A 14,812-nucleotide genomic window follows, 5' to 3' on the forward strand; every position below is an offset into this window, starting at 1 on the left:
AGGCGCGCATGGCCTGCCCTCCAGGCTAATGCGCGGGGCGGATCACGACCAAAAGGTCTCCGGCATCCACCTGCTGGGTGGCGTCGATCGCCAGCCTCTCCACGGTGCCCTCGACGGGCGAGGTGATCGCGGCTTCCATCTTCATCGCCTCGATCGATGCGACCGGCTGACCCGCTGCGACGGTGTCGCCCACGCTCACTTTCACCGTGACGACGCCCGAGAACGGAGCGGCGACCTGGCCGGGTTTCGAGGTGTCCGCCTTCTCGGACTGACGGGTGTCGACTTTGATACTCCGGTCTCGCACGTACACCGGGCGAAGCTGACCGTTGAGCGTCGTCATCACGGTGCGGATGCCCTTGGCATCTGCCTCGCCGATCGCCTCGAGTCCGACGTACAGCTGCACACCGGGGTCGATCTCGGCGATGTGCTCCTCCCCCGGCTTCAGCCCGTAAAGATAGTCGGGCGTGCCGAGCGCGGAGAGGTCTCCGTAGGCCTCGCGGTTGGTCTCGAAGTCCTTTGCCGGCCCGGGGAACAGGAGGCGGTTGAGCGTGCGACGGCGGGTTGCCGCGTCGCCCGCGAGCCCGTCGCGCTCCTCGGCGGTCAGTGCGGGCACCTCGATGGAGATCTGGCGTCCCGCCAGCACCTTGGTGCGGAACGGTTCGGGCCAGCCGCCGGGAAGATCGCCCAGCTCGCCGGCCATGAAGCCGACCACAGAGTCGGGGATGTCGTAGTTCTGCGGGTTCTCCGCGAAGTCGGCCGGGTCTGCGTTGGCGGCGACCAGGGCAAGGGCGAGGTCGCCGACGACCTTCGAGGACGGCGTGACCTTCGGGATGCGCCCCAGGATGCGGTCGGCCGCGGCGTACATGTCCTCGATGCGCTCGAAGTCATCTGCCATGCCCAGCGCGATCGCCTGCTGACGGAGGTTGGAGAGCTGTCCGCCGGGGATCTCATGGTGGTAGACGCGCCCGGTCGGTCCAGGCAGACCCGACTCGAACGGGCTGTAGAGATTGCGGACACCCTCCCAATAGGGTTCGAGATCGCTGACCGCGGCCAGATCGATGCCGGTGTCGCGCTCGGTGTGCGCCAGGGCGGCGACCAGCGCCGACAGCGACGGCTGGCTGGTGGTTCCGGACAGCGGTGCGGCCGCGGCATCCACCGCGTCCACTCCCGCGGCACTCGCAGCCAGCAGCGTCGCCAGCTGGCCGCCCGCGGTGTCGTGCGTGTGCAGGTGCACCGGCAGGTCGAACCGCTCGCGCAGCGCCGTGACGAGCTTCGCCGCCGCGGCCGGGCGCAGGAGTCCGGCCATGTCCTTGATCGCGAGGATGTGGGCGCCGGCCTCGACGATCCGTTCGGCGAGCCCGAGGTAGTAGTCGAGGGTGTAAAGGGATTCCGCGGGGTCCAGCAGGTCTGAGGTGTAGCAGACGGCGACCTCCGCGACGGCCGAGCCGGTCTCTAGCACCGCGTCGATGGCCGTCCGCATCTGGTCGACATCGTTGAGCGCATCGAAGATGCGGAAGATGTCGACCCCGGTCTGCGCGGCCTCACGGACGAACGCGTGGGCGACCGCGTCGGGTCGGGGTGTGTAGCCGACGGTGTTGCGACCGCGCAGGAGCATCTGGATCGGGATGTTGGGGATGGCCTCGCGAATCGCGGCCAGCCGCTCCCACGGGTCTTCGGCAAGGAAGCGGAGCGCGACGTCGTAGGTGGCCCCGCCCCACGCCTCGACGGAGAGCAGTCCGGGGGTCATCCGCGCCACGTGGGGTCCGACCCGGACGAGGTCGCGGGTGCGGACTCGGGTCGCCAGGAGCGACTGGTGCGCGTCGCGGTAGGTCGTCTCCGTCACCGCCAGGGGCACCTGTGCCCGCAGGGCACGAGAGAACTCCACCGGCCCCAGCGCGCGCAGCCGATCGAGGGTGCCCGAGGGCGGCGGCGTCGACAGGTCGATGGCGGGAAGCTTGCTGCCGGGAGAGACCGAGACCGGCTTCTCCCCGTACGGCCGATTGACGGTCACGTCGCCGAGCCAGTTGAGCAGCTTGGTGGCACGGTCGCGGGAGGCATTGACCGTGAGCAGCTGAGGGCGCTCCTCGATGAACGCGGTACTCAGGTCGCCGGCGACGAAGGCCGGGTCATCCAGCACGGCACGCAGGAACGGGATGTTGGTGGCCACGCCGCGGATGCGGAACTCCGCGAGAGCGCGCTTGGCGCGCGCGACCGCAGCCGGGAAGTCGCGTGCGCGGCAGGTCAGCTTCGCGAGCATCGAGTCGAAGTGCGGACTGATCTGCGACCCTGCCGCGGTCGTACCGCCATCCAGTCGGATGCCTGCACCACCCGGTGACCGGTAGGTGGTGATGCGGCCGGTGTCGGGGCGGAAACCGTGCGCCGGGTCTTCCGTCGTGATGCGGCACTGCAGCGCCGCGCCCCGCAACACGATGTTCTCCTGCTGGAGCCCGAGATCGGCGAGCGTCTCGCCCGCGGCGATGCGCATCTGCGACTGGACGAGATCGACGTCCGTGACCTCTTCGGTCACCGTGTGCTCGACCTGGATGCGGGGGTTCATCTCGATGAAGACGTGTTCACCGGCACGCTCGCCCGCCGTATCGACGAGGAATTCGACCGTGCCCGCGTTGACGTACCCGATCGACTCGGCGAAGGCCACCGCGTCGCGGTGCAGCGCTGCACGCAGCTCTTCGGAGATGTTCGGGGCGGGGGCGATCTCGATGACCTTCTGGTGGCGACGCTGAACGGAGCAGTCGCGCTCGAACAGGTGAACGGTGTGGCCCGACGCGTCGGCGAGGATCTGCACCTCGATGTGGCGGGGGCGGACGACGGCCTGCTCGAGGAAGACCCGCGCGTCGCCGAACGCGGCGCCCGCTTCGCGCATCGCTTCGGCGATCGCCGGGGGCAGGGCCGCCGGCTCCTCCACCCGACGCATGCCGCGACCACCGCCGCCGGCGACCGCCTTCACGAAGATGGGGAACCCGATGTCGGCGGCCTGGGCGACGAGTTCATCGACGTCTTCCGAGGCTTCTGTCGAGCGCAGGACCGGCACGCCTGCCGCCGTGGCATGGTGCTTCGCCGTGACCTTGTTACCGGCCATCTCGAGCGCCTTCGCCGGCGGTCCGATGAACGTGATCCCGTTCTCCGCGGCCTTCGCGGCCAGCTCAGGGTTCTCGGAGAGGAAGCCGTAACCGGGATAGATCGCGTCCGCACCCGAAGCGAGCGCGACCCGAATGATCTCGTCGACGTCGAGGTAAGCCCGCACGGGATGGCCCTGCGTGCCGATCACATACGATTCGTCGGCCTTCTGACGATGGAGCGAGCCGCGGTCTTCGTAGGGGTACACCGCCACCGTGCGGGCACCCAGTTCGAACGCTGCGCGGAACGCGCGAATCGCGATCTCGCCACGGTTGGCGACAAGGATCTTCCGGAACATCAACACCCCACAAGGCAGCCGTGCATTCGGGCAAAGTGTGTTCACAGCCTAGGGGAAGGTAACGTGGACCCTTGTGCACGTACTCTCCGTTAGCTCGCTCAAAGGCGGGGTCGGCAAGACAACCGTGACTCTGGGACTCGCCTCCGCTGCTTTTGCGCGGGGAGTTCGGACTCTCGTGGTGGATCTCGACCCCCAGTCCGACGTCTCGACCGGCATGGATATCCAGGTCGCCGGGCGGCTCAACGTCGCCGACGTCCTCGCCAATCCCAAAGAGAAGGTCGTCCGGCAGGCGATCACCTCCAGCGGCTGGGCAAAGGTGCACCCGGGCACGATCGATGTGCTGATCGGCAGCCCGTCCGCGATCAACTTCGACGGACCCCATCCGAGCGTCCGCGATGTCTGGAAGCTCGAAGAGGCGCTCGCCACGATCGAGTCCGACTACGACCTCGTCCTGGTGGACTGCGCTCCTTCGCTCAACGCGCTCACGCGCACGGCCTGGGCCGCGAGCGACCGTGTGATCGTCGTCACCGAACCCGGCCTGTTCTCGGTGGCAGCGGCGGACCGCGCGCTCCGTGCGATCGAAGAGATCCGTCGCGGTCTGTCCCCTCGCCTCCAGCCGCTCGGCATCGTCGTCAACCGCGTGCGGCCCCAGTCGATCGAGCACCAGTTCCGGATCAAAGAGCTGCGCGACATGTTCGGGCCGCTCGTGCTCGCCCCCCAACTGCCCGAACGCACGTCGTTGCAGCAGGCACAGGGCGCTGCCAAGCCCCTGCACATCTGGCCCGGCGACTCCGCTCAAGAGCTCGCAGCCGACTTCGACGCGCTTCTTGACCGGGTGATCCGCACCGGACGGATCCCGGTTCCCGGCGAAGCCCGCGCCTGAGAGCGGCCGGACATCGGTCGCAGGGCCGCGACGAAGAGCTGCACCCTGATCAGGGTGAGCAGCCGTTCTGGATCTACGCCGTGCGCACGGCCCGACGAGCGGCGAGCTCGTCCAGCACTTCGGGTGCCTGTGCGTCGAAGTCGACCAGAGTCGATTCCACTTCGCGGAGCACCTTGCCCACGGCGATGCCGAACACACCCTGACCGCGGCTGACCAGGTCGATCACCTCATCGTTCGATGTGCACAGGTACACCGACGCACCATCGCTCATCAAGGTCGTGCCGGCGAGGTCGCGGATGCCGGAGGCGCGCAGCTGCTCCACCGCTGTGCGGATCTGCTGCAGCGAGATACCCGTATCGAGGAGTCGCTTCACGAGCTTGAGAACCAGGATGTCGCGGAAACCGTACAGTCGCTGCGATCCCGAGCCGCTTGCGCCGCGGACAGTGGGTTCGACCAGCTCGGTGCGTGCCCAGTAGTCGAGCTGACGGTAGGTGATGCCGGCGGCGCGTGCGGCGACCGCCCCGCGATAGCCGACCTCATCGTCCATCTGAGGCAGCCCGTCCGTGAACAGGAGGTCTGCGGAGAAGGCGTCGTCCGGTGCGCTGCCCGTCGGGGTCTCACGAGTGGTCATGCGCATCCTCCTTCCGGACGTCTATCTCCACGCTAGATCAGGGCCGCTCCCCCGGCAACGACATCCGCGTGTGCGGGTTCGGCGTGTCGCGTTCAGGAGAGCAATCGGTCCAGGGCGGTGCGAACGAAGATCGCCCGCACCTCGTCCAGCCGCTTGGCGAGTTCCGGGGCGAGCTCGCGAGCGTGGGCGTGGGATGCTGCGTCCGTGCGCCGCAGGAGAGTCGTCAACGCCGACTCGATCAGCGCGACCTCACGCTCTGCGCTCTGCCGCACGGCCCGCACATGGCGCGGTTCGATCCCATGCCTGTCGAGGGCGACGAGCGCCCTCAGGATCGCGACCGATTGGTCGTTGTAGGCGTCCTGACCCGTGAGCACACCGGTGCTGATCGCATCGTTGAGCACCTGCGGCGACGCGCCGGCAGCCGACAGCAGCTCGTCGCGGCGGTAGCGCCGCGGCGCGGCGACGATCGAGGGCACGGCCGACGGCGGTGCGGGATCGCGCCCGGCATCGACATCGGCGAGGTATTCACGGATGACGACGAGCGGGAGGTAGTGATCGCGCTGCAGGGTCAGGGCGAGGCGGAGACGATCAAGATCGTCCTGCGAGAACTTGCGATACCCGGATTCGGTGCGCGTGGGCGTGACGATACCCTGCACCTCGAGGAAACGGAGCTTGCTGGAGGTGAGCGCGGGGAACTCCGGCGTCAGCCGCGCCAGCACCTGCCCGATGCTCAGAAGGCCCGCGGACGACGAACGTTCGCGGGCGGCAGCACCTGCCATCACCCGTCCGCTGCCTGCGGCAGGTCGGCCGGCGACACGAAGAAGTTGAGACGGAATTTGCCGATCCGCACTTCCCCGCCGTTGGCCAGCGGGGAGCGATCGACCCGCTCACCGTTCACGTACGTGCCGTTCAGCGACCGCTGGTCGACGATCTCGAACTCGCTGCCCGAGCGCGTGATCTCGGCGTGGCGGCGTGAGACGGTCACATCGTCGAAGAAGATGTCGGCTTCGGGATGGCGACCCACCGTCGTGACATCGGTGTCGAGCAGATACCGAGCACCGGCCGTCGGTCCGGACAGCACGATGAGCAGCGCGGCCCGAGAGGGCAGTGCGCCGATCGCCTCGACCTCTGCTTCGCTCAGTTCACTGCCGAACGGAACGAAGGACAGATCCGAGTCGTGCCCGAACGTCTGCGTCGTGTCGGTGGATCCGCTGTCGGGATCACCGTCGTCGGCGGCTCGCCGGATCTCGTCCGGCTGACGCTGGCGGTTGTCCTCCACGGTGATCCTCCTCGGATCCAGCCTAACCGATCGCTCGCTCGCGAAAACCGCGCGATGCGAGAGCGCCGGGCGGGCGTTCGCAATGTTTCGTCCTGTGTCGGCGGACGTGTGACGCCCCGACATCCCGCCTAACGTGGCGGGTATTCGAACCTACTGACAAGGAGACCGCCGTGTCGAGTCCACACCGCCCCACCCCGCCCCTTACGGTGCGTGAGCGTGCGGCGTGCATGTGTGTTCACGGCGGTTCCTGCTCGACGTTCGCCCCTGGGCACGCGATGCACCTCATCCAGTCGCGATTGGCCTCCGCGACCCCGTCCGAATGGGTCGATGCGATCGTCGCCTCGATCGACGACGCGGGGGCCGCGGAACTCTCCACCGTCGCCGACGGTGCGGCGCTCCTCGTGTGGAGCGGCGCGGGCGCGGCCGACGCGCTCGAAGTCGGGACGCCGGTCGCCGTCCACGAGCGGTATCACGTACTCGCGGTGGGAGACCGCTGGTTCAACGTGCTGCTGGGATGATCGGCGGGGCCGTTCAGCCCATCCGCATCATCGAGTCCTTCATCGCCATGCATGCGTCCATGCAGGCCTTGCACGACTGCGCGCACATCTTGCAGACCTCGCTCATGTCCGCGTGCTCCATGCATTTGTCCATGCAGACCTGACACATCGCCATGCACGCGTCGAGCATCGACATCATGGCCGCCGGCGTCATCCCCTGCATCCGCAGCATCGACCGCATCATGGTGTTGCACATGTCGGCGCAGTTCATGCAGGCCGGCGAGCAGTCCATCATCTGGGTCGAACACACCGTGCAGGCCTGCTCGCAGGCCGAGCAGGCATCCATGCAGGCCTGCATCAGAGTCATGTCCATCGACTCCATGCCGGGCATCGACATCATGTCGTTCGACATCATGTCTTTCATCATCATGTCCATCGCATCACTCGCTTTCCGTTCGTGGTCAAGCGAGCAGGAAAGCCCGCCTGGTCGCCATGCTACGGCGACCGTCGGCACCACGACAGCCCCGGATAGGCTCGACATCGTGCCTTCCCACCCCACGCATACGTTTCGTGCCGCCCGTGTTTTCGCGCTCGTCGCCGCCCTGTTCCTGACCGCAGCGGTCGCGCTGATGGCGACGCCCGCATACGCGCACGACGAACTCAGCGGCTCGGACCCGGCATCCGGCTCGACGGTCGATGTGCTCCCCGCGCAGCTGACACTCACGTTCAGCGGTGATCTGCTCGGCGACGCGGGAGCGACGGAGGTGCAGGTGACGGATGCCGGTGGAACATCGATCGCCGCCGGCGCGCCCGTCGTCCAGGGCAATGTCGTCAGCCAGCCGCTGGCGCCCGGCGCTACCGGGACGATCACGGTGCTCTGGCGCGTCGTGTCGAGCGACGGTCATCCGATCTCGGACCAGTTCGGCTTCACCGTTACCGCGCCCGCGACCCCGACCCCGACGCCCTCCACCTCCGCGACCACCGCGCCGACCGCATCCCCCTCACCGAGCCCGGTCGCTCCGAGTCCGACATCCTCCGTTTCCCCCGCGCCAGCGGATGGCGGTTCCTCTGCACTGCCCTGGGTCCTGTTCGGGGTCGTCGCCGCGGCGGTTCTGGGCGGCGTGGTCTACCTGCTCGTATCGCGCTCTCGCCGAGCGGCCGAGCTCGAACGGGCGCGCGTGGCGGGCGTCTCCACGACCCCCGGATCGACGCCTCCCGGGCCCTCCTCCCCCGGCTCTGACGGTCCCTCCGAGCGATAGGCTTGGGGCATGCCTCATTACGACGTCGCCATCCTCGGCGCCGGTCCCGGCGGGTACGTCGCGGCCGTCCGCGCAGCCCAGCTCGGCCTCTCGGTCGCCATCATCGAAGAGAAGTACTGGGGCGGTGTCTGCTTGAACGTCGGGTGCATCCCGTCCAAGGCGCTGCTGCGAAACGCCGACCTCGCGCACGTGTTCCACCACCAGGCCGAGCAGTTCGGCATCTCCGGTGACGTGCACTTCGACTTCGGCACCGCGTGGGATCGCAGCCGGAAGGTCGCCGACACGCACGTCAAGGGCATCCACTTCCTCATGAAGAAGAACAAGGTGACCGAGTACGAGGGTCGCGGGTCGTTCGTCGATGCGCACACGATCGACGTCACGAAGGCCGACGGCCAGGTCGACCGGGTCACGTTCGACAACGCGATCATCTCCACCGGGTCGACGGTCCGGCTGCTGCCCGGCGTGACGCTGAGCGACAACGTCGTGACGTATGAGGAGCAGATCCTCACGCGTGAGCTGCCCGGCTCGATCGTCATCGTCGGCGCGGGAGCGATCGGCATGGAGTTCGCCTTCGTCCTGGTCAACTTCGGCGTCAAGGTCACCATCATCGAGTTCCTCGACCGCGCGCTCCCCAACGAAGACGCCGACGTGTCGAAAGAGATCGCCCGCCAGTACAAGAAGTACGGCGTCGAGATCCTCACTTCGACGAAGGTCGAAACGGTCGTCGACTCGGGCGACAAGGTCACCGTGACCTACACCCCCCAGGGCGGCGAGCAGGCCTCGATCGAGGCCGACAAGGTCCTCATGTCGATCGGCTTCGCGGCCCGCGTCGAGGGGTTCGGCCTCGAGAACACGGGCGTCGAGCTGACGGAGCGCGGCGCCATCGCGATCGACGACTACATGCGCACGAACGTGCCGCACATCTTCGCCATCGGAGATGTGACGGCCAAGCTGCAGCTCGCGCACGTCGCCGAGGCGCAGGGCGTCGTCGCTGCCGAGACGATCGGCAAGGCCGAGACCATGACGCTCGGCGATTACCGCATGATGCCGCGCGCCACGTTCTGCTCACCCCAGGTCGCCTCGTTCGGATTGACCGAACAGCAGGCGCGCGATGCCGGCTACGACGTGAAGGTCGCGAAGTTCCCCTTCAGCGCCAACGGCAAGGCCAACGGCCTGGGCGAGCCCATCGGTTTCGTCAAGCTGATCGCCGACGGCGAGCACCTGGAGCTTCTCGGCGGCCACCTGATCGGCCCCGACGTGTCGGAGCTGCTTCCCGAGCTGACCCTCGCGCAGAAGTGGGATCTCACCGCCCTCGAGGCCGCTCGGAACGTCCACACGCACCCGACGCTCTCGGAGGCCGTGCAAGAGGCCTTCCACGGCCTCGCCGGGCACATGATCAATCTCTAGCGATCCCCCGCCCCCTTCATTCCGCGAGACCGGATAGGCGCGACGAAACCGCGACGGATGCACTCCGTCTCGTGTCGCCTATCCGGTCTCGCGGTCTTTGCGGGTCAGTGGCCGAGCGCGCGGGCGAGCTTTGAATCGGATGCCGCGGGTCTGCCGCCTGCGGCGAGCACCGCCGACTCGACCGCGGCGAACAACGGGCCTGAATCGGCAGGGGCGTCCGGACCGAGTTCGATCTCCCACTCGCGCCACGTGCGCACGACGCCCGTGCGTGCGTCCGTCGCGGTGACACGGTCGTCGACGAACTCCGCGACGACTCCCGAACCGGAGCGGAGTTCGTACGCCGTGCGGGTGTTGAGGATGCGAGCGATCGTGCCCAGCTCGCCCTCGGTCACCGTCGCTGCGACGGCGCGCACAGCGTCCGGCACCTCTTCGTCGTCATCGCCGAGCGGCCAGCCGAGCTCGACGCGACCACCGTCGACCTTCGGCCCCTTGATGTGCCAGCCCGCGTCCGGACCGCCGGTGCGCCGCCGCAGCGCGTACCCTGCAGCGGCCATCGCGAGCTCCGTCGTATCGAGGTATCGCGCGTCGAGCTCGCGCCGCTCGGGCTCCGCGACCGAGGTCACGCCGGGGAGCGCACTCCAATCCGGCAGTGGGGTGGCGTCTTCGACGTCGAACTTCCGCTCGACCTCGACCGAGCGCGACGCGCCGGCATGATCGGGTGCCGCGTGCGCTCCGGTCACAGCCTCAGTCGTCTCGACCGTCGGGGTTGGGATCGATGTCTTCGGTCGCCTCGATGAACCAGAACTCCGCCTCGGTCGGTCCGTCGGACTCGCCGGTGTGCTCGAGCCCGCCCTTGCGCTCGTAGACGATCTGACCTTCGCCGTAGGGAACGATCAGTGAGTCGAGGTCGGGAGTCTCCAGGGGAAGGAGCTGTCCGTCGAGGGGTCCGCCGTGCAGACGTGCAATTGCCATGCGTCGAGCCTAGTCCCGCCCACGGGAACCTCCGCGAGGCTCCTCGGTCGGGGTCAGGACGAGAAGTGAGCTCGTGGCCGTCGCCACGGCCCGGCCCGCAGCATCCGTCAGCTCTCCCTCGGTGAAGATCACGCGGCGGCCGGGCTTGATCACACGGCCGGTCGCGCGCAAGACGCCCGACTCGTGCGTGATGGGGCGCAGGTAGCGAACGGTCAGATCGATCGACGTGTACCCCACTCCGGCGGGCAGAGTGGTGTGGCCCGCGCAGCCCAGAGCCGAATCCAGCAGCGTGCAGGCGAGACCGCCATGCACAGCCCCGATCGGGTTGTAGTGGAATTCGGCCGGTTCGCATTCGAACACCGCAACGCCCTCGCTCACCTCCACCAGCGTGAAACCCATCAGGTTCGCGATCGGGGGCGGCGGGATCACCCCGTCGATCATCGCTTGGAGTGCCTCGAGTCCGGTACCCGCGCTCTGCGCCTGCGCGAGAGCGGCGGCGGGATCGGCCCAGTCGAAGGTTCGGGAACGGATGTCGGTCATGCACCGATCCTCTCGCATCCGCGTTGGCCGGGGCGCGGTACGGGCGCAGATATCGTGGAGGGCGTGAAGCCCTTCGTCCTCCTCGCCACGCGCGCCGAAGATGTGCCCGCCGACGAGGAGTACGCGCTGTTCCTCCGATATACCGGTCTCTCCGAAACGGAACTGATCCGGGTGCGTCTCGAAGCGGGAGCGATGCCCCGTTTCGCGCTCGATGACCTCTCGGGCATCTTCGTCGGGGGAGGACCCTTCAACGCCTCAGACCCTGCCGATCGCAAGTCGACGGTCCAGAGGCGGGTAGAGGCCGAGTTCGCCGCTCTGCTGGGCGACGTCGTCGAACGCGACTTCCCGTTCCTGGGCGCCTGCTACGGCGTGGGAACGGTCGGAACCCATCTCGGCGCGACGATCGACCGCACGCACTCCGAGCCCATCAGCGTCGTGCCGGTGACCCTCACCGATGCGGGCGCCGCGGATCCGCTTCTCGAAGGGCTGCCGCCGGCTTTCGGGGCGTTCGTCGGCCACAAGGAGGCGATCAGCTCGCTGCCTGCCCCCGCTGTCCTCCTCGCATCCTCCCCGCGGTGCCCGGTACAGATGTTCCGTGTCGGGCACAACGTCTACGCGACGCAGTTCCACCCCGAGCTCGACGTCGATGGCATCACCACCCGCATCCACGCGTACGCAGACCACGGGTATTTCGCCACCGACGAGCTGGAACTCACACTCGCCGCCGTCCGCAGCGCCCCGGTCTCGCATCCGAGCAGGATCCTGCGGACCTTCGTAGAGCGCTACGCTCGCTGACCCTTCCTCAGAGCGACGGCGGCGTGTGCCAGATGCGGTCGATGTAATCGCGGATCGAACGGTCCGACGAGAAGAAGCCCGAGCGGGCGACGTTCAGGATCGATGACCTGGTCCACGCGTCCTGGTCTGCGTACGCGGCATCCACCTCGGCCTGCGCCTGGATGTACGAGGCGTAGTCGGCCAGCACCATGAAGCGGTCGTCGTAGAGCAGGTTCGACACCACCGGCTCGAAGGTCGACCGGTCGCCACCTGAGAAGGCACCCGAAGCGATGAGGTCGATCGCCCAGCGCAGACCCTCGTCCGACTGGTAGAACTCGCTCGGCTTGTACCCAGCGGCCCAGAGGGCTTCGACCTCGGGCTCGGTCATCCCGAACAGGAAGAAGTTGTCGTCGCCGACCAGCTGCCGGATCTCGACGTTCGCTCCGTCGTCGGTGCCGATCGTGAGCGCCCCGCTGAGCGCGAACTTCATGTTGCCGGTGCCCGATGCCTCCTTGCCGGCGAGCGAGATCTGCTCCGACAGGTCGGCAGCAGGGATGACGCGCTCGGCCAGCGTGACGTTGTAGTTCGGCGGGAACAGCACCTGCAGCCGCCCCTCAACGCGAGGATCGGCGTTGACGACCGACCCCACGGCGTTGATGAGGTGGATGATGCGCTTGGCCATCACGTAGCCGGGAGCCGCCTTCGCGCCGAAGATGAACGTACGCGGCTGCACGTCCGACGCCGCGACGCGTCCCGACGCGATGCCCTCGTACAGAGTGACGATGTGCAGCACCTTGAGCATCTGGCGCTTGTACTCGTGCAGGCGCTTGACCATGACATCGAGCATGTGGCCGTCGCTGACCTCCAGTCCGTCGCGAACGCGCAGCACTTCGCTCAGACGCCGCTTGTTGGCGGCCTTGACCTCGGCGAATTTCGCGCGGAACTCGGGATCTTCGGCGAATGCCTCGAGGCCGCGCAGACGTTCGAGGTCGACCGTCCAGCCCGCTCCGAGCGCTTCGGTGATGAGCGACGCCAGCCCCGGGTTGGCGAGTCGGACGAACCGCCGCGGGGTCACGCCGTTCGTGACGTTCGTGAACTTGCCCGGATAGAACTCGTCGAAGTCGGGAAGCACCTTCTCGCGCAGCAGCTGCGAGTGCAGCTCTGCCACACCGTTGACCTTCGCGCCGGCGACCGTCGCGAGGAACGCCATCCGCACCGAGCGCTCGGGGAAGTCCGCGATGATCGACATGTTGCGGATGCGCATCTCGTCGTCGCCGAAGCGCTCGCGGACCGCTGCGAGGAATTCGTCGTTGATCCGGTAGATGATCTCGAGGTGCCGCGGAAGGAGTCGACCGAGCAGGTCGACCGACCATACCTCGAGCGCCTCGGGCAGGAGGGTGTGGCAGGTGTAGGCGAAGCACTGCTGGGTGATGGCCCACGCCGCATCCCACTCCATGCCCTTCTCGTCGACGAGCACGCGCATGAGCTCGGGGACCGCGATGACGGGGTGCGTGTCGTTCAGCTGGAAGATCACCCGCTCGGGAAGCTTCGTCAGATCGAAATCGGCCGACAGGCTGTGCTCGAGGAAGTCGTGGATGGATGCCGCGACGAAGAAGTACTGCTGCTGCAGACGCAGCTCTTTGCCCTGCGGGGTCGAATCCTCCGGGTAGAGCACCTTGGAGATGTTCTCGGCGAAGGTCTGCGCGCGGACGGCCTCGGCGTAGTCACCCGCGTTGAAGATGCGCAGGTCGAAGGCGCTGGAGGCGACGGCGCTCCAGAGGCGCAGCGTGTTGACGCGCCCGTTGTGGTAGCCCGGAACCATGTAGTTGTAGGGCACGGCCTGGACCGTCCAGCCCGGCACCCACCGAGAGCGAGTCACGCCGTCGTCGTCGTTGTACTTCTCGGTGTGCCCGCCGAAGCCGATCGTCTGCGCGGCCTCGGGGTGGGGGAACTCCCACGGCGACCCGAGCGTCAGCCAGGCGTCTGGCTGCTCGATCTGCTCGCCGTCGACGAAGGTCTGGCGGAAGATCCCGTACTCGTAGCGCAGGCCATACCCGGTGCTGGGCACGCTCATGGTGGCGAGCGAGTCGATGAAGCACGCCGCCAAACGGCCGAGGCCGCCGTTACCCAGACCGGGCTCGACCTCGAGCTGGCGCAGTTCGTCGATGTCGATGCCGCATGCCGCCATCGCCTCGGTGGCGATATCGGTCAGACGCGCTGCCAGGAGGTTGTTGTCGAGCTGTCGACCCAGGAGGTATTCGGCCGAGAGGTAGCAGACGCCCTTGGCCTGCACCTCGAACTGACGGCGCTGGTCTTCGAGCCAGCGGGCCATGAGGTAATCGCGCACCGTGTAGGCGAGCGCGAGGTAGCGATCGTTCGGGCTCGAGCTCGAGAGCGCCACGCCCTGCTCGTAATTGAGGTTGTTCAGGAACTCGCGCACGAACCCGTCGACGGACGACGGTGGCCCCGTGACCGGCGCGATCGCGAGCGGATGCGTCGCGCGGAGCGATGTGGAGTCGGTGGACGAGGGCGTCGGGTCGAGAGACATAGTAAGAAACCTACCCACCTGTCGGTGACGAGCGTATTTCGTGAGTCGACGCCCGCAGGAACTCGCGATGAATGGCTCAGGCGATGGGCGGCGGTGGGTGGACCGAGGCGAGGGAGACCGAGAGCAGGATGCCGATCCATGCGCCGACGAGCATCCACGGCCCGAAGGCGACACGCGTCCGCCTGTCGGCGCGACCCACCGTCAGCAGGGACACCGCATAGAGGCCTCCGAGCACGAAGGCGGCCACCGCACCGATGGCGAGCTCGGCCCAGCCCAGCCATCCGAGGTGCAGGCCGATCAGCCCTGCGAGCTTCACGTCCCCGCCCCCCAGCCCGCTTCGCGAAAGCAGGCGGAGTCCGAGATAGAAGCCGAACAGCGCCCCCATCGCGATCACGGCCCGCAGGAGGGAGAGCCATGGCGCGCCGGCCACGCACGCGGTCGTGAACAGAGCGATCGCCACCGGATAGCCGGGGAGCACCAGGCGATTCGGGAGCCGATGAGTGCGGATGTCGATGACGGCCAGAACCACGCCGAGAACCGCGAAGACCGCGAACGCGAAGATCACGAGGATCGCGGGCCACACCGACAT

General features: G+C 67.7%; 15 protein-coding genes. 5 read left to right on the top strand and 10 right to left on the bottom strand.

Going from position 1 to position 14,812, the window contains the following annotated elements; all coding sequences use genetic code 11:
* Positions 1-25 precede the first annotated feature (25 nt).
* A complete protein-coding gene (locus tag F6B43_RS04745; RefSeq protein WP_150447713.1) occupies positions 26-3,433 on the bottom strand; it encodes a pyruvate carboxylase in 3,408 nt (1,135 codons plus the stop codon).
* A gap of 73 nt (positions 3,434-3,506) precedes the next feature.
* On the opposite strand from F6B43_RS04745, the gene F6B43_RS04750 reads away from it, so the two are divergent.
* Positions 3,507-4,316: a ParA family protein gene (locus F6B43_RS04750; protein ID WP_150447714.1), complete on the top strand. Its 810-nt coding sequence runs from the start codon at positions 3,507-3,509 to the stop codon at positions 4,314-4,316.
* 73 nt (positions 4,317-4,389) lie between these two features.
* On the opposite strand, the gene F6B43_RS04755 is transcribed toward F6B43_RS04750, so the two are convergent.
* From F6B43_RS04755 to F6B43_RS04765, 3 genes are all read right to left on the bottom strand, one after another.
* Positions 4,390-4,947 (bottom strand): MerR family transcriptional regulator, encoded by a 558-nt coding sequence (locus tag F6B43_RS04755; RefSeq protein ID WP_150447715.1) that lies wholly within the window; start codon positions 4,945-4,947, stop codon positions 4,390-4,392.
* Positions 4,948-5,039: 92 nt separating this feature from the next.
* The gene (gene ftsR, locus F6B43_RS04760) at positions 5,040-5,726 is read right to left on the bottom strand and encodes a transcriptional regulator FtsR (protein ID WP_150447716.1); all 687 of its coding nucleotides are present in this window, start codon (positions 5,724-5,726) and stop codon (positions 5,040-5,042) included.
* Positions 5,726-6,226 carry an FHA domain-containing protein gene (locus tag F6B43_RS04765; protein ID WP_150447717.1) on the bottom strand — a complete coding sequence of 167 codons (501 nt, stop codon included), beginning with the start codon at positions 6,224-6,226 and terminating at the stop codon, positions 5,726-5,728. The genes ftsR and F6B43_RS04765 overlap by 1 nt, the downstream gene beginning before the upstream one ends.
* Before the next feature lie 170 nt (positions 6,227-6,396).
* Between F6B43_RS04765 and F6B43_RS04770 the strand changes: the two genes are divergently transcribed.
* Positions 6,397-6,744 carry a hypothetical protein gene (locus tag F6B43_RS04770; protein WP_246159797.1) on the top strand — a complete coding sequence of 116 codons (348 nt, stop codon included), beginning with the start codon at positions 6,397-6,399 and terminating at the stop codon, positions 6,742-6,744.
* 13 nt (positions 6,745-6,757) lie between these two features.
* On the opposite strand, the gene F6B43_RS04775 is transcribed toward F6B43_RS04770, so the two are convergent.
* Positions 6,758-7,237, bottom strand: coding sequence for a four-helix bundle copper-binding protein (locus F6B43_RS04775; protein WP_246159798.1), 480 nt, complete (start codon positions 7,235-7,237; stop codon positions 6,758-6,760).
* Between the two features lie 28 nt (positions 7,238-7,265).
* On the opposite strand from F6B43_RS04775, the gene F6B43_RS04780 reads away from it, so the two are divergent.
* Complete coding sequence (locus F6B43_RS04780) at positions 7,266-7,982, top strand: copper resistance CopC family protein (protein WP_246159799.1); 717 nt, start codon at positions 7,266-7,268, stop codon at positions 7,980-7,982.
* A gap of 9 nt (positions 7,983-7,991) precedes the next feature.
* Positions 7,992-9,389, top strand: coding sequence for a dihydrolipoyl dehydrogenase (gene lpdA, locus F6B43_RS04785; RefSeq protein ID WP_150447720.1), 1,398 nt, complete (start codon positions 7,992-7,994; stop codon positions 9,387-9,389).
* A gap of 104 nt (positions 9,390-9,493) precedes the next feature.
* Here lpdA and F6B43_RS04790 read toward each other — a convergent pair whose 3' ends face one another.
* The 3 genes from F6B43_RS04790 to F6B43_RS04800 are packed head-to-tail and all read right to left on the bottom strand — an operon-like array spanning position 9,494 to position 10,901.
* Complete coding sequence (locus F6B43_RS04790) at positions 9,494-10,129, bottom strand: CYTH domain-containing protein (RefSeq protein ID WP_150447721.1); 636 nt, start codon at positions 10,127-10,129, stop codon at positions 9,494-9,496.
* 4 nt (positions 10,130-10,133) lie between these two features.
* Complete coding sequence (locus F6B43_RS04795) at positions 10,134-10,361, bottom strand: response regulator (protein WP_150447722.1); 228 nt, start codon at positions 10,359-10,361, stop codon at positions 10,134-10,136.
* Between the two features lie 9 nt (positions 10,362-10,370).
* Positions 10,371-10,901, bottom strand: coding sequence for a PaaI family thioesterase (locus F6B43_RS04800; protein WP_150447723.1), 531 nt, complete (start codon positions 10,899-10,901; stop codon positions 10,371-10,373).
* Between the two features lie 63 nt (positions 10,902-10,964).
* Between F6B43_RS04800 and F6B43_RS04805 the strand changes: the two genes are divergently transcribed.
* Positions 10,965-11,696: a glutamine amidotransferase gene (locus tag F6B43_RS04805; protein ID WP_150447724.1), complete on the top strand. Its 732-nt coding sequence runs from the start codon at positions 10,965-10,967 to the stop codon at positions 11,694-11,696.
* A 7-nt stretch (positions 11,697-11,703) separates the two neighbouring features.
* Here F6B43_RS04805 and F6B43_RS04810 read toward each other — a convergent pair whose 3' ends face one another.
* Together F6B43_RS04810 and F6B43_RS04815 are read right to left on the bottom strand one after the other, a co-directional pair.
* Positions 11,704-14,223 (bottom strand): glycogen/starch/alpha-glucan phosphorylase, encoded by a 2,520-nt coding sequence (locus tag F6B43_RS04810; RefSeq protein WP_150447725.1) that lies wholly within the window; start codon positions 14,221-14,223, stop codon positions 11,704-11,706.
* Positions 14,224-14,299: 76 nt separating this feature from the next.
* A complete protein-coding gene (locus tag F6B43_RS04815; protein ID WP_150447726.1) occupies positions 14,300-14,812 on the bottom strand; it encodes a prepilin peptidase in 513 nt (170 codons plus the stop codon).

The organism is Microbacterium rhizomatis (assembly GCF_008710745.1).
GTDB classification, from domain to species: Bacteria; Actinomycetota; Actinomycetes; order Actinomycetales; family Microbacteriaceae; genus Microbacterium; species Microbacterium rhizomatis.

What these genes read in the sequence shown, in the direction of transcription:
- F6B43_RS04745 (WP_150447713.1), bottom strand. Translation starts at nt 3,433, where the DNA reads ATGTTCCGGAAGATCCTTGTCGCCAACCGTGGCGAGATCGCGATTCGC.
- F6B43_RS04755 (WP_150447715.1), bottom strand. Translation starts at nt 4,947, where the DNA reads ATGACCACTCGTGAGACCCCGACGGGCAGCGCACCGGACGACGCCTTC.
- F6B43_RS04795 (WP_150447722.1), bottom strand. Translation starts at nt 10,361, where the DNA reads ATGGCAATTGCACGTCTGCACGGCGGACCCCTCGACGGACAGCTCCTT.
- lpdA (WP_150447720.1), top strand. Translation starts at nt 7,992, where the DNA reads ATGCCTCATTACGACGTCGCCATCCTCGGCGCCGGTCCCGGCGGGTAC.
- F6B43_RS04800 (WP_150447723.1), bottom strand. Translation starts at nt 10,901, where the DNA reads ATGACCGACATCCGTTCCCGAACCTTCGACTGGGCCGATCCCGCCGCC.
- F6B43_RS04815 (WP_150447726.1), bottom strand. Translation starts at nt 14,812, where the DNA reads ATGTCGGTGTGGCCCGCGATCCTCGTGATCTTCGCGTTCGCGGTCTTC.
- ftsR (WP_150447716.1), bottom strand. Translation starts at nt 5,726, where the DNA reads ATGGCAGGTGCTGCCGCCCGCGAACGTTCGTCGTCCGCGGGCCTTCTG.
- F6B43_RS04810 (WP_150447725.1), bottom strand. Translation starts at nt 14,223, where the DNA reads ATGTCTCTCGACCCGACGCCCTCGTCCACCGACTCCACATCGCTCCGC.